Raw genomic sequence first — 13,707 nt, 5'->3', positions numbered from 1 at the left:
GAAATTTCGTTCTGATATATATCGGCTCAATGGCTTGTTCAAAAAAGAGACGATGAGAAGATGAACATCCTGGAATGAAAAGCACGAACGTGAGTCCGCTGTGCTTGATAGAAAGGTCGCGTGGATTGTGGAAATGCAGATTGTGGAAATCTATTCGCTCTGTAGAGGCGTTGGGTTGTTATTCAAAGAACACCTCCGCCAATGGGCGGAGATGTTAGGTGATATATGTATTAGGCCTTACGTCGTCTGCGTAACCAAAGTAGTAGCAAAACAACAATAATGCCGCCAGCGACCATTCCAATACGGGCCAGCATAAGTAGTGGTGACGTTTCACCACCGGCGCGCAGCGTTTTGACGCGCTCGGTAGTGATCTGAACATCACTACCACCGATATCCGCCATCACATAATTGGTCACATCAGCAATTTGTTGATCAGTCATTTCATCAGCAAAACCAAGCATGCCTTGATGTTCTTCAGGCCAAACACCTTCTAGAATCACCATCGCGACGTTATCCGCATTAGGTTTTTTAAGAACAGGGTGGTCTTGCAGTGGCGGTAAACCATTTAAACCACGGCCCGACAAGTTGTGGCATGATGCGCAGTTATTGCGGTACAGACGTTCACCTTCACTTTGATTGGCGAGCGCAAGCGGAGTATCGTCACCAACAACTTTAGTCAGCGCTTGGTGGTGATGCTCATGAGTGTCTGTTGCTGGCGCATTATCTTCTTCAGGCAGAAGATAATGCGCAATCGCTTGGAGATCCTCGTGCTTCATGCGAGAGAAGCTCTTGTCGATGGCCTCAAGCATCGGCCCAGCGGCTGTCGCTCCATTGCTCGCGTGTCCAGTTGCGAGATAATTGGCTAACATATCACGAGACCAATACGGGCTACCTTGTAAGGTGTCTGCGGTAATATCTGGTGCAAACCAAGTACCGAGAGAGGTACCTTCAAGGTTTTGATCGCTTTTCTCTGCCATCAAGAAATTACGCGGTGTATGACAAGTACTGCAGTGGGTTAAGCCTTGTACTAGGTACGCACCTCGGTTCCATTGATCAGATTGACTTGAATCAGGCGTATAGACTTCATCATCAAGGAACAACAGATTCCACGCTGCCATGCTAAAACGCAAGTTAAATGGAAATGGCAGTTTGGTTTCTTGTGGTTTTTCATCGACCGGTTCTACACCATGCATAAAGTACGCGTATAGCGCTGAGATATCATCATCGGATACTTTGGCATAAGCCGTATAAGGCATCGCTGGGTAAAGTTGGCTTCCATCGCCTCGTTTCCCTTCACGTAACGCCGCCGCAAATTGCGCTTCGGTGTAATTACCGATGCCAGCTGTTGTCGAAGGCGTAATATTGGTGCTGTATATGGTGCCAAGGGGACTATCAATCGCATAACCACCACTAAATGGCGCTTTTCCTGCAGCGGTATGACAGGCACCGCAGTCTCCCGCAATAGCCAGGTATTCTCCGCGCTTGATAAGAGCATCTTGGTCTGCCGCATGTACCTGAGCAACACTGGCAGAAAGCAGACTTGCCGTTGTGAGTAAGAGTCTCCAGTATTTAACCATGTTGTGTCTCCTGAAGAATTTTATCAGCGGTGCGAAGCGCAAGCGCCATTGCGGTCAAGGTGACGTTACAGGTACCTACCGTTGGCATAACGCCTGTCCCTACCATGAATAGATTTTCATGGTCATGGGCGCGTCCCCATTGGTCGGTAACGCTGGTGGCGGGATCGAGGCCCATTGAGAGTGTTCCCGTAATATGTTGGCGGTTTTTGAATTTACCTTCGGTACTGTGCTTGATATTGGTTGCCCCCAGTTTTTTCGCGATAGCATCATAATGCTCGCGGGTTTTCTCGGTGCCTTTACGTACGTAATCATTAGTGTCGAGAACGTTCCAGAACATCGCGGGTGTTGGCAAACCGAGCGCATCTTTGTTGTCACTCAGCGTCACTCGGTTATTGCGGTCGGGCAGTTGCTCCAAGCAGTTTTTTAGGCTCATTCGGCGCGCGGCACGAAAACGAACTTCGTCTTGCAATTTCTTGCCAAAGTAGCCTTCTGCGAGCACTTCTTTGGTTACAGAGGCCAGTTTAGAGGAGTTTGAGATATCAATGCGAAATGGAGCGTGTTCGCTACGAAAATCCCCATCACGGAATTGGCCAATTGAACATGGGCTTACTGGTCCGCGTCCCGGCCAAACTTCTTCATCAACATCAAAAGTAATCCCGATAGCTGGGTGATCACACAGATGACGACCGACGTTATCTTGTGAGTTAGCGATACCATTTGGGAATTTATCACTGACAGACATGAGTAGAAGTTTTGGTGTCTCGATCGCATTCGATGCGAGAACAAAGGTTTGTCCCGTGACTCGATGGCTGACTTTGTTCCAGTCGTAATAGTTTGCTGCGACGATGTTGCCTTTATCATCGTGTTCAAGCTGATAAACCACGGCTTCGGTAATTACTTCGACGCCACTGTTCACTGCTTCTTGCGCAGCAAGGCCACCATGATACTGGGCATCAATCGGGCAAATCGGCATACAGTTGTTGTTGCCGCAACATGCCGGGCGGCCATCGTAGCTGCGGCTATTACGCCCAGTACTGTCATCAATCACAGAAAACTCGGGGGCGAGCCTTTCCGTGACGCGCTGCTGTAAGTATGAAGCAGGAACGGCTTCCATCGGGAAGGGCTTACTTCTTGGAGAGCCATTGTTCGGAGAACCACCGACACCCGCAATGACTTCCGCTTGGTAGTAGTAGTCTTCGATGTCGTCATAACCAATTGGCCAATCTTTACCGACGCCATACTGACTATGTTGACGAAAATCGTTGGGTAGAAAACGCCAAAGCTGCGCCGCCCAGTGCCAGCTAGTACCACCAAACATACGAATGTATTGCGCATGAAATGCATTAGGACCGACTTGGTCAAGATACTCGTTGGGTTCTGGGGTATAGCGTGGGTGCGGTGCTTGAGGAGAATAAGGGTAAGGCGACATAAAGTCTGATTTAAATGCAGACGTACGATAGCGCTCAACCAGTTGGTCTCGTTCAAGCTTAGGGCCTGACTCCAACATTAATACGGATTTTCCCGCTTTAGCTAGACGTGAAGCAAGTAGCGAACCATTGATACCCGCGCCAATTACCACCACATCAGCAGAATTTTTATTGTTCATAAACGACATTACTCTTTTAAATTGATTATGGCTGTTGTGCCCAGCTTCCGATTTCACCGTAAGAAAAACTTGGCGGTACCAATTTGTCACTGACCAGTTGATTCGCGAGGTTGTTGACGTACGTGACGTAAACAGCATCAAATCCTTTACCGACAACGCCGTTATACCAACTGCTAAGAATGCTTCGCGCAAGCGCTTCACTGTCGGCGTTGGCATCGCCAAACATCAAGCGATCCTGTTTAAGTAGCGGTGGGTTATCTTCAAGGAGCGTTTTAAGCTTTGAGAGACGGCTAAGAAAGGTGTTGTCTGTTTGCGTGAAGGCAATTAAAAGCGCTTGGGTAACCGTCGGGTTGAGCGCGTCTTGCGCGGTAAGCCATTGTGACACTTGTGTAAATTCTTCAAGTCCCTGCGTTGGTACAGCTTGTTCTGCTGCATTTAAGCTAGGGATAGGTAAAAGTTGTCCGGTCGCACTCGCAATCGTAACCACTCCTACCATCTTCAACACTCGTCGGCGTGAGTAATAAGTCATAGCTTTTTCCAGTGAGTCATCATTTCAAAAATTATCGTCCATAAAAACTATAGGCGACAGTTCGAAAGTTATAATTTTGTTATTTTTATTCACGCTAAAAACATAGTTAACAACAGTCAGTCGTCGATCGTCATGACACGGTATGACCAAATCTGGTCACTGGTTTGAATGACAATGAGATGCCAAGGTATCGCTAGTAATGTCTATTTCGACAACACCAAATTGACTGGTTATTCAGATGATTTGAGCGAAAAAAATTAGCGTTTGTAGGGAAGTGATATAGATAAATCTATATTGTTCAACGAATTGCTAACAATTTTGCATAACCATACTCAATGGTTTTAAAAAACGCAATGCAGCCGTAACACATCAGACCATTGTACGTAGACGAACTAATTGATTCATCAAGGCTAAAGTCAGGCTGAAAAGAGACACCAGCGTAGTAAGCTGCGTTGGTGTCGAGGAAGGTATTAAGCCTATTTGGTGAGGAGCCAGCGTGCCGTTGTTTCGTCAGTGACGAGACCGTTAATCCATTTTCCGCGCAGAGCGGCCAAAATCGCTAAATGTTTATCTTCACCACAAGCCGCGCCAATTCGAGGGCAGTTGTTTTGACGAATATCGTAGCTGGTGATGAGGGTATTGATGCTGCAGTCGACGACTTTTCCCTGCGGATCAATAAAACGACCGAGAATTTCGCCTATTGCGCCTTGGTGGCTGAGTTCATTTGCTTTGTCACCAGATATAAAGCCATCTTTAATAATTGGGCTTGCTTTACTCAGTGAGCCAATTCCGATAAAGATGACATCGGCTTTATCGGCCACAGACGCCACTTCTTTGTAAACACGCGTATTGGTCCATAAACGATGTTCATCGACAGAAATAGCGTAGCGAGGTGTTGGAAGTTGATAGTAATTCGCTTGAATTTTACCTGCGAGAATCAAAGGAACATCATCGTAATAGTTACATTGGCCATTCACGCCCATAGCGCTGATCAAGGCGACGCACTGGCGATTGGAAGAATCAAAATCGATGCGGTTAATGGCTTTTTTGAGTGTCAATCCTGATCCGATGCCAATAATTTGGTTTTGCGGTTCTTTTAGGTATTTTGCCATCAATTGAAAGCAGCCAAATGATACGTTGTCTAACGTTTCTTGGTCGCTGGTTGAGGGGACCACGTTACATTCCACCAGCTGATATTTTTGTTTGAGTAGCTCTGCATAATCTAAGCAAGTTGATATTGGGTGGTGAAGCCCCACAGAGACGATTCCCTCTTCTTTGGCGGCTGCAATCAAGCGTTGGACAACCGGGCGTGATAACCCGAGCTCGGCCGCAATCTCACTCTGATTTCTTCCCGATATGTAATACATCCACGCTGCACGAACCATTTGATCGGTTTTGAAGTTATCACTTCTTGCCACATTTATTCCTTTTTTTTCAGGCTGTTAAATCTATTTAGACGACGCCGATTTGCCTGTTGCTGTCGTAATTAGCCCTATCTTCTCGCGAACGGCTTGTGAGTTCAAGTTTCATCAATTACTCACAAATGAACAAAAGACCACTAATAGGTCTTTTGTTCATTTGTGATCTTTGGCTCTTTTTTTGATTCTTTGATCCTTTAGAGTGGCGCCATCAAACAATAACGAGGATCAATATCATGACGACCCAATATACGTGGCTACATATCGGTTTAGGCTCATTTCATCGTGCTCATCAAGCATGGTATATGCACCAATTACGTGAATCAGGGGATAAGCGCTGGCATATCGCCGCCGGTAATATTCGTAATGATGCGGAATCAACCGTCTCTGCGCTGCAGGCGCAAGAAGGCGAATATGTATTAGAAACGGTGAGTCCGGCAGGTGAGCGACACTATGAAGTGATCAAATCTATTCAAACGCTACTGCCATGGCAGCAAGACCTAGCACCGTTGATTGCTGAAGGCGCGAAATCCAACACCAAAGTCATCGCATTTACGGTGACTGAAGGCGGATACTACCTTAAAACCGATCATACATTGGACACGGATAATTCGGTTCTCAAGGCCGATTTAAACGGTGAGCACCAGACCATCTACGGCACCATCACTAAAATACTAGAACAGCGTATTGCGGATAAGGCGGGTGCATTGACGTTACTATGTTGTGACAATGTGCGTCACAATGGCGAACGCTTTCGAGACGGCTTAACTGAGTTTCTCAATTTAACCGGAAAGCACTCAGTATTGGCTTGGATGGAGGATAATACGACCTGTCCGAACACCATGGTTGACCGCATCGTGCCGCGACCAGCGGCTGATCTACCAGAACGTATTCATGCGCAAACTGGTATTGAGGACAAAGCGCCTGTCATGGGGGAAACATTTATTCAGTGGGTCATTGAGGATAATTTCAAATCCGTTCGTCCAGAGTTTGAGTCCGTTGGCGTTGAAATGGTGGCGTCGGTTGTTCCTTATGAAGAAGCGAAGATTCGCATTCTTAACTCTTCTCATAGCTGCATCGCTTGGGCTGGAACCTTGGTCGGGCAGTCATTCATTCATGAAAGTACTCAAACCGATTATATCTACAATATTGCTCATGAATATGTCACTCAGGACGTGATCCCGTGTTTAGGGGACAATGGTATCGATTTGCCGACTTATCGCGATGTGGTGTTAGATCGTTTTACCAATCCGCATATTAAAGATACCAACCAGCGCGTTGCGGCGGACGGCTTTTCAAAAATTCCTGCGATGATCACGCCAACGATGATTGAATGCTACCAACGTGGGGTCGAACCTAAAGCGACCGCGATGCTACCAGCTTTATTCTTCGTTTTCATGCAGCAATGGCATAAAGGCGTACTGCCTTATGAATATCAAGATGGGATTCTTGATGCTAAGGCTGTACACGCTATGTTTGATTCCTCTGATCCCATCGCGGTTTATGCTCGCGATAAAGCGTTGTTTGGCGAATTGGCCGAACGTGCTGATTTTGAAGCGTTACTTCGCGAAAAAATTGCCGCCGTTTATCCGATGATCCACTAAGGAGTGAGCATGTATTTAGGAATTGATTTAGGGACTTCCGAAGTCAAAGCTTTGGTTATTGATGAGCAGGGAGAAACGGTCGCGACCCACAGTGCGCCATTGACGATTCAACGTCCCAAAGCGCATTGGTCTGAACAATCGCCTCAAGCTTGGTGGGAAGCCACCAATTACTTAATCGAGGCTCTGCGTGAAAAATGCGCCGATCATTGGAGTGCGATCAAAGCGATTGGTTTGTCTGGGCAGATGCATGGTGCGGTTTTATTGGATGAGCAAGATGAGGTTATTCGTCCGGCTATCTTGTGGAATGACACGCGGTGCCATGAAGAATGTGCTGAGCTTGAAGCTGCGGCGCCGGAACTGCACCGTGTAGCAGGCAATCTTGCGATGCCTGGTTTTACGGCGCCCAAATTGATCTGGGTACGTAAACATGAACCGCAAAACTTCGCGCGTATTCACACTGTTTTGTTGCCGAAAGATTACCTTCGCCTAAAAATGACCGGGCAAAAGATTTCAGACATGTCGGACTCTGCAGGGACATTATGGCTCGATGTAGCAAAACGTGATTGGTCTGATTCGTTGCTCGATAAATGTCAGCTAACTCGCGCACAAATGCCGAAACTTGTTGAAGGATGTGATATCTCGGCGACGCTGTCGGACGATATCGCTCAGAAATGGGGATTAAGCCCGTCCGTCATTGTGGCTGGTGGCGGCGGTGACAATGCCGTAAGCGCCATTGGCGTAGGTGCAGTGAATCCTGGTGATGCGTTTATTTCCTTGGGCACATCCGGTGTGCTGTTTGTCGTCAATGAGCAGTATCGCCCGGCACCAGAATCGGCGGTCCATGCGTTTTGTCATGTATTACCAAAACGCTGGCATCAGATGAGCGTGATGCTCAGCGCGGCAAGCTGCCTGCAATGGTTCTGCCGAATTATCGGGATGACTGAAGTGGCGCTTTTGGAAGAAATTGAGCAGCTAAGTGATGAGCAAAAATCAACAGCGCCACTGTTTCTTCCGTATCTTTCTGGAGAACGCACTCCGCATAATGATCCCAAGGCTACGGGACTGTTTCATGGTATGACTCACTCAACGAATCGAGCTTTGCTCGGTTATGCCGTGATTGAAGGCGTAAGCTTTGGTGTCGCGGACGGACTTCGCGTGCTTATAGAAAGCGGCACGGACATTGAGCAGTGTTCACTTGTCGGGGGCGGCGCTCGAAGTCCTTTCTGGGCCCAGCTATTGGCAGATACCTTGAGCTTACCAATCATTACCCACAAAGGCGGTGAAACCGGTGGCGCGCTGGGAGCGGCAAGATTGGCATGTTTAGCTGCTGGCAAAGACCTTGAAGCGGTGTGTAAAAAGCCGCAGGTTCATCGCATCTATCAACCAGATAGTGCGCGGCAGACGATTTTAAACCAACGCTACGCGTCTTTTCGCGCGCTTTACCAAAATGACCTTGCTCTGAGGTCATGACGCAAAACCAATAAAAATAAATTAAATCAATAACATCCCAATAACAACGGACTGTGCCTCCTTCGTGAGGTACAGGATTCCTTTACCCTACAATCGAGGAATATATGGATAACGTAAGCAAACAGTGGCTTGGATTGCCACTCAATCTCATCTGGGGTTATGTCGCGATCGCCATTTTTATGACTGGTGATGGCTTTGAACTCGCTTTTCTTTCTCACTACATCACGGAACTAGGGTTTACGCCTGCTCAGTCGTCGATGGCCTTTACGTTATACGGGTTAGCTGCGGCGTTGGCGGCTTGGATCTCTGGTGTCGTTGCCGAAATTATTACCCCACAGAAAACCATGAAAATCGGTTTTTTGGTGTGGTGTGTTTTCCACGTGCTGTTTTTAACCTTCGGATTAGGCCATTCCAACTATGCTTTGATTCTGCTGTTTTATGGTATTCGTGGTTTTGCCTATCCTCTGTTTCTCTACTCATTCATTGTCGTCATTGTCCACAACGTACGCAGTGATGGTGTGAGTTCGGCCCTTGGCTGGTTTTGGACCGTCTATTCAATCGGCATCGGTGTTGCTGGCAGCTATATTCCTAGCTTTACCATTCCGTGGATCGGTGAGTTTGGTACGCTTTGGTTGTCACTGGTTTTTTGTTTGGTCGGTGGAATCATCGCGATGGTTGCGCTACGAAAAGTTAAAACGCCAACGCATATGCATAATTTGAGTAATAAAGAGAAATTGACCGAGTTAAGCCGCGCTGTCACGTTACTGTTTACCAATAAAAACGTATTGTATTCGAGTTTCGTTCGCATCATCAATACGCTGTCTTTGTTTGGGTTTGCGGTAATCATGCCGATGATGTTTGTTGATGATCTTGGCTTTACCACTTCCGACTGGCTGCAAGTATGGGCGGTGTTCTTCTTTACGACCATCTTCTCCAATGTCTTCTGGGGCATTATGGGAGAAAAACTAGGTTGGATGAGAGTGGTGCGTTGGTTTGGCTGTGTGGGCATGGCGCTATCAAGTCTCGCGTTTTACTACATTCCTCAGCACTTCGGTAACAATTTTTATATGGCGCTGATCCCGGCCATTTCATTGGGGATTTTTGTCGCGGCATTTGTACCGATGGCGGCAGTCTTTCCTGCCTTAGAGCCCAACCATAAGGGCGCAGCTATTTCTGTTTACAACCTTTCAGCAGGGCTTTCTAACTTCTTAGCGCCCGCTATTGCTGTGATTATTTTGCCGTATTTCAGCACCATAGGCGTGGTTATCGCTTATACCACGCTGTATGTACTGGCATTTTTCTTCACCTATTTAATTAAAGTCGAGCAACCTGGATTTGAAAGCTCTGTCATTGATACTAGCAACACCAGGGTTGCCTAGTTTTGTGTGGCGCTCACATTGAGCGCCACATGTTATTTTTGAGGTAAGTATGAGTAAAAAAGCGGTTATTTTTGATATGGATGGCGTAATCATTGATTCCGAGCCCTTGTGGCAAGACGCTCAGATGGCGTCACTGGCATCTTATGGCATCGCGGTGACAAGGGCTGATTGCGAGCAGTTGACCATGGGAAAGCGAGTTGATGAAATTGCGCGCATTTGGTGCCAATCTTATGCGTTGTCCGTCAGTGCCGCTGAATTAGAGCAACGGATTTTAACCAAGTTATGTCAGCTTATCGCGAGGGTTGGTCAAGCCATGCCTGGTGTTGTTCAAACGCTTGACTACGTTAAACAGCTCAATCTGAAAATAGCATTAGCTACCTCTTCCAATCATGTGGTGATAAAAGCCGTTTTTGACCAACTTAAGTTGTGGGATAAATTTGACCTCGTGTGCAGTGCTGAGGATGAAAAACAGGGTAAGCCCGCGCCTGATGTTTACCTGTCTGCAGCAAAGAAGCTTAACCTCTCTCCACAAGCGTGCTTGGTTATTGAAGACAGCGTGACTGGTTTAACGGCGAGCAAAGCCGCCAATATGACGACGTTTTTAGTTTCACCTCATTGTGAGGCGAAGACGTTTGCGAGTGCAGACGCGAAGTTTGCAAATATGATTGAACTGCTTACGTTCTTAACAGAAAACGAACCGCTTGATGTCCTTAAGACGTTTAGTGACAAGGCTCGATTGGCGACGTCTTGAATCTCTAATCGTCGTATTATCGTTGCTGGCGTTTTAAGCTCACAGCACCTTCAAGACATAACACCATTACGGCCAACCAGATTGCAATGTAGGTTGGCCATTCACTGGGCATAATACTTTCTCCAAGTAATAGAGCAACCAGTAGTAACAGCACTGGCTCAACGTAAATCAGTAGACCGAATAAGCTCAAATTAAGATGCGGCGCCGAGAGCGATTGAAAGCCGAGCGCGAGTGCACTGATTAATCCCAAACCAAGAACCAACCAGATGAGGTTGAAATTGATGCTCAACCGATGAACCACAAAGCCGTTATCGAAGATAAAATACAAACTCACAGGTAGACTGAGTAGCATGTCGAACCACATACCTCCAATATGATTGGTATCGGTTTTATGACGTAACCAAAAGTAAATGGGGTAGCCAAGGCAGACCGCCAGCGTTGGCCAAGTCAACGTTTGTGAAACCGCCAGTTGGTTGATCACCCCAATGATCGCAAAAGCACAAGCAAGCTTTTGAAATCTGGACATTCTGTCTTTGAACGCAAACCATCCTACCACCACCATGGTGATCGGCATCATAAAGTAGCCTAGCGACACGGCAAGACCATAGCCATTGTTTGGTGCCCACATAAATAGCCACAGTTGAAAGCCCAACAATAGCGAAGAAATGACGCGAGTGAATATAAAACTCGGTGTGCACATCATACGCTCAAATATACGTGTAACTTGAGACCAATAGCCATTGATCAAAATGAATACGGTGAGCAGTGGGAAGGTTAAACTGATTCGCCAGCCGTAGATTTCATCTCCGCCCAGATCGTGCAGTAAGGCACTGTAGGCAAACATTAAAGCAAAGAGAGCAGAGGCGATGACATTGAGAATCACGCCAAGTGAAGTATTGGTTTGAGTCGACATAAATCGGTGATGAATGAGTGAATGTGTCGATATTTTATTTCATGATGCTTGATAAAGGTGCGCATATTTCATAGCGTTGGTGAGAAATTTTCTCACAGGTTTGGACTATGCCACTGGATAAATACGATTATGCGCTACTGGAAAGGCTACAAAAAAATTGTCAGGTGCCTTTGCGCGAGTTAGCCGAGCAAGTTCACTTGTCGACCGCCTCGGTACAAAGAAGAATCCAAAAGCTGAAAGACGATGGCTATATAGAGGCCCATGTTGCTGTGCTTGCGCCTAATAAATTGGATAAGGTCATCACGATTTTGGTGGAGGTTCAGGTTGATAAGACGCAAGCTGAGGATATGAAGCTGCTTAAAGAAAGCTTCTCCGGCCCCGAGGTTCAGCAGTGTTACTACGTCACAGGAGAAGCCGACTTTATGCTCGTGCTATTGGTGCCTGACATGGAGCGTTTTCAAATTTTGTGCGATGAGTTATTTCATCACAACCCGAACGTGAAGTCGTTTCGCACTATGGTATCACTTGAGCGGGTCAAAGTGTCTCTGGATGTACTGTGAATGAGCGGAGTTAAGCGTATTGTGCTGCGCTTTCTCTCTCACAAAGAGGAAAAGACAAACAGCGAGCAAATTACGCTTTCAATGCATCAATCACAGCTCTTAGTGCGGTGGGCATGTTGCGATTTTTGGGAAAATAGACGTACAAATCAGGCCAGTCGATAGTCCATGGTTCCAGCAATCTGACTAACTGCTGAGATTCAAGCTCATGTCGGATAAGGGGCTCAGCAATCATGGCGATACCCAAGTTATCGTTTACGGCCTTTAAAAGTATAGCCGGGCTATTCGTGGTTATAGAGCCTCGCGTACGAAGCGTTTGAATGTCATTACCGTTTTTATACTCCCATTCATAGCGTCGTCCACTTTGAAATTTGTAGCCGAGACAGTTATGGCGTAACAAATCTTGAGGCGTTTTTGGCTCGCCGTAGGTTTGGACATAGTGCTTGGACGCGACAGTGACAAACCTAAAGTTTGTCATCATTGATACCGCGATCATATCTTGAGGGATGGTGTTTTTCAGGCGAATACCTGCATCAAATCCTTCTGACACAATATCAATGAGGTGATTGTCGACCGAGATATCCAATTCGATGTCAGGATATTGGGCCGCAAAGTCGGCATTCAATTTATCAAGAACAAAACCAGCTACCACTTCGTTGACGCTAAGTCGAACCAAGCCTTGTGGTTGGTCTTTTTCGGCACTCAAATTATTGATCGCGCCTTTGAGGTGATTGAGTACTTGATTTACTTGAGTAAAAAATCTCTGACCTGATTCGGTCAACGATACACTACGAGTTGTGCGGTTAAACAGGCGCGTCTGTAAGCGTTCTTCAAGCGAACGAATCAGATGGCTTAGCGTTGATGGTGAAATGCTCAGCGCTTCCGCTGCTTTTGAAAAGCTGAGATGTTTGGCCACTTGTTGAAAGGCATGAAGCTCTTGGATTGGGGGTAATTCCATTATTGGCTCCTATCGAATAATGTATCCATATTATCACTATTATCATAAATAATCTCTCTGGCTACACTGCTCATTCATCGCAATAAACCGAGAAAGTGCAATGAAGAGGAGTGTATACGATGAGCAAACACATCTATCTAGTGTCAGGGGCCAATAAAGGAATTGGTAAACAAATTGCTTTGGAGCTCGTCGAGCAAGGGCATACCGTTTATCTTGGCGCTCGTAACTTGGAAGCGGGTAAAAAGGTGACCCAAGAGCTAAAAGAGCGAGGGGATGCGCGGTTGGTTTACTTAGATCTTAACGATGCGAAGAGTCATCAGGCTGCAGTTGAGCTCATTGAGCAACAAAGTGGTCACTTAGACGGTTTAATCAATAACGCAGGCGTTATTGTGGGTTATGGCAATGCGTCGAACGTCACTCATCAAGCGCTACGAGAAACGTTTGAAACCAATGTATTTGGAACCATTATGCTGACTCAAACTATGCTGCCATTGTTGAGAAAAGGCAGCCATCGTTCGATTGTAAATGTATCGACAGGTCTTGGCTCCATGACCATGCATGGCGACCCTTCATGGCCGTTTCATGGTACCACGCCGCTGGCTTACAATGCTTCAAAATCAGCACTGAATATGTTCACGGTATTACTAGCAAAAGAATTGCGTGATGAAGGATTTCGTGTGAATTCGGTGAGCCCGGGCTGGATCGCGACGGATCTTGGCGGCGAGCAAGCGCCGGGTAGTGTAGAGGAGGGGGCCGTGATTGCGGTTAAAACGGCTTTAGAAGGATCTGACGGCCCAACAGGTCTGTTTTTAACCACCGGCGGTGTGATTCCTTGGTAATGGGTGAGCGTGACTAGACGATAAAAAAGCAAACATCACTCGATAAAATAAGGCTTGTTGAACTAGAGTACTCAGATTTCAACAAGCCAATAATGGAGGAGGGTAA

The 13,707-nt window shown here is 46.6% G+C and carries 12 protein-coding genes; 6 read left to right on the top strand and 6 right to left on the bottom strand.

From position 1 onward, the window contains the following. Window positions 1-230 precede the first annotated feature (230 nt). From ACFFUV_RS18855 to ACFFUV_RS18840, 4 genes are all read right to left on the bottom strand, one after another. Window positions 231-1,577, bottom strand: a complete 1,347-nt coding sequence (locus tag ACFFUV_RS18855; RefSeq protein WP_390195865.1) for a cytochrome c — start codon at window positions 1,575-1,577, stop codon at window positions 231-233. Then, window positions 1,570-3,183, bottom strand: a complete 1,614-nt coding sequence (locus ACFFUV_RS18850; protein WP_390195862.1) for a GMC family oxidoreductase — start codon at window positions 3,181-3,183, stop codon at window positions 1,570-1,572. Before ACFFUV_RS18850 ends, ACFFUV_RS18855 begins: the two co-directional genes overlap by 8 nt. Before the next feature lie 25 nt (window positions 3,184-3,208). Further along, window positions 3,209-3,712, bottom strand: a complete 504-nt coding sequence (locus ACFFUV_RS18845; protein ID WP_390195860.1) for a sugar dehydrogenase complex small subunit — start codon at window positions 3,710-3,712, stop codon at window positions 3,209-3,211. A 476-nt stretch (window positions 3,713-4,188) separates the two neighbouring features. Beyond that, on the bottom strand, window positions 4,189-5,130 hold the full coding sequence (locus ACFFUV_RS18840; RefSeq protein ID WP_390195858.1) for a sugar-binding transcriptional regulator: 942 nt from the start codon (window positions 5,128-5,130) through the stop codon (window positions 4,189-4,191). Between the two features lie 236 nt (window positions 5,131-5,366). Here ACFFUV_RS18840 and dalD point away from each other — a divergent pair, with 236 nt between their 5' ends. From dalD to hxpB, 4 genes are all read left to right on the top strand, one after another. Next, window positions 5,367-6,734 carry a D-arabinitol 4-dehydrogenase gene (gene dalD, locus ACFFUV_RS18835; RefSeq protein WP_390195855.1) on the top strand — a complete coding sequence of 456 codons (1,368 nt, stop codon included), beginning with the start codon at window positions 5,367-5,369 and terminating at the stop codon, window positions 6,732-6,734. 9 nt (window positions 6,735-6,743) lie between these two features. Continuing rightward, window positions 6,744-8,204 (top strand): xylulokinase, encoded by a 1,461-nt coding sequence (xylB, locus tag ACFFUV_RS18830; RefSeq protein ID WP_390195853.1) that lies wholly within the window; start codon window positions 6,744-6,746, stop codon window positions 8,202-8,204. 104 nt (window positions 8,205-8,308) lie between these two features. Continuing rightward, window positions 8,309-9,583, top strand: coding sequence for an MFS transporter (locus tag ACFFUV_RS18825; RefSeq protein WP_390195851.1), 1,275 nt, complete (start codon window positions 8,309-8,311; stop codon window positions 9,581-9,583). Between the two features lie 49 nt (window positions 9,584-9,632). Beyond that, the gene (gene hxpB / locus ACFFUV_RS18820) at window positions 9,633-10,334 is read left to right on the top strand and encodes a hexitol phosphatase HxpB (protein WP_390195849.1); all 702 of its coding nucleotides are present in this window, start codon (window positions 9,633-9,635) and stop codon (window positions 10,332-10,334) included. Window positions 10,335-10,350: 16 nt separating this feature from the next. Here hxpB and rarD read toward each other — a convergent pair whose 3' ends face one another. Beyond that, on the bottom strand, window positions 10,351-11,247 hold the full coding sequence (gene rarD / locus ACFFUV_RS18815) for an EamA family transporter RarD (RefSeq protein WP_390195846.1): 897 nt from the start codon (window positions 11,245-11,247) through the stop codon (window positions 10,351-10,353). Window positions 11,248-11,354: 107 nt separating this feature from the next. Between rarD and ACFFUV_RS18810 the strand changes: the two genes are divergently transcribed. Beyond that, complete coding sequence (locus ACFFUV_RS18810; protein WP_390195844.1) at window positions 11,355-11,807, top strand: Lrp/AsnC family transcriptional regulator; 453 nt, start codon at window positions 11,355-11,357, stop codon at window positions 11,805-11,807. Window positions 11,808-11,877: 70 nt separating this feature from the next. Here ACFFUV_RS18810 and ACFFUV_RS18805 read toward each other — a convergent pair whose 3' ends face one another. Further along, entirely contained in the window at window positions 11,878-12,762 is an 885-nt protein-coding gene (locus tag ACFFUV_RS18805; RefSeq protein WP_390195841.1) for a LysR family transcriptional regulator, read from the bottom strand. Between the two features lie 119 nt (window positions 12,763-12,881). On the opposite strand from ACFFUV_RS18805, the gene ACFFUV_RS18800 reads away from it, so the two are divergent. Further along, window positions 12,882-13,601 carry an SDR family oxidoreductase gene (locus tag ACFFUV_RS18800; protein ID WP_390195838.1) on the top strand — a complete coding sequence of 240 codons (720 nt, stop codon included), beginning with the start codon at window positions 12,882-12,884 and terminating at the stop codon, window positions 13,599-13,601. Window positions 13,602-13,707: the final 106 nt, after the last annotated feature.

Source organism: Vibrio olivae (genome assembly GCF_042428525.1).
Classification (GTDB): Bacteria; Pseudomonadota; Gammaproteobacteria; order Enterobacterales; family Vibrionaceae; genus Vibrio; species Vibrio olivae.
Note: the sequence above shows the minus strand (reverse complement) of the source record. Positions and strands in the feature narration are given on the sequence as shown.

Bases quoted from the DNA above. Each gene is read 5' to 3' on its own strand.
- ACFFUV_RS18800 (WP_390195838.1), top strand. From the start codon at position 12,882: ATGAGCAAACACATCTATCTAGTGTCAGGGGCCAATAAAGGAATTGGT.
- rarD (WP_390195846.1), bottom strand. From the start codon at position 11,247: ATGTCGACTCAAACCAATACTTCACTTGGCGTGATTCTCAATGTCATC.
- xylB (WP_390195853.1), top strand. From the start codon at position 6,744: ATGTATTTAGGAATTGATTTAGGGACTTCCGAAGTCAAAGCTTTGGTT.
- ACFFUV_RS18810 (WP_390195844.1), top strand. From the start codon at position 11,355: ATGCCACTGGATAAATACGATTATGCGCTACTGGAAAGGCTACAAAAA.
- hxpB (WP_390195849.1), top strand. From the start codon at position 9,633: ATGAGTAAAAAAGCGGTTATTTTTGATATGGATGGCGTAATCATTGAT.
- ACFFUV_RS18825 (WP_390195851.1), top strand. From the start codon at position 8,309: ATGGATAACGTAAGCAAACAGTGGCTTGGATTGCCACTCAATCTCATC.
- ACFFUV_RS18850 (WP_390195862.1), bottom strand. From the start codon at position 3,183: ATGAACAATAAAAATTCTGCTGATGTGGTGGTAATTGGCGCGGGTATC.
- dalD (WP_390195855.1), top strand. From the start codon at position 5,367: ATGACGACCCAATATACGTGGCTACATATCGGTTTAGGCTCATTTCAT.
- ACFFUV_RS18845 (WP_390195860.1), bottom strand. From the start codon at position 3,712: ATGACTTATTACTCACGCCGACGAGTGTTGAAGATGGTAGGAGTGGTT.
- ACFFUV_RS18855 (WP_390195865.1), bottom strand. From the start codon at position 1,577: ATGGTTAAATACTGGAGACTCTTACTCACAACGGCAAGTCTGCTTTCT.
- ACFFUV_RS18805 (WP_390195841.1), bottom strand. From the start codon at position 12,762: ATGGAATTACCCCCAATCCAAGAGCTTCATGCCTTTCAACAAGTGGCC.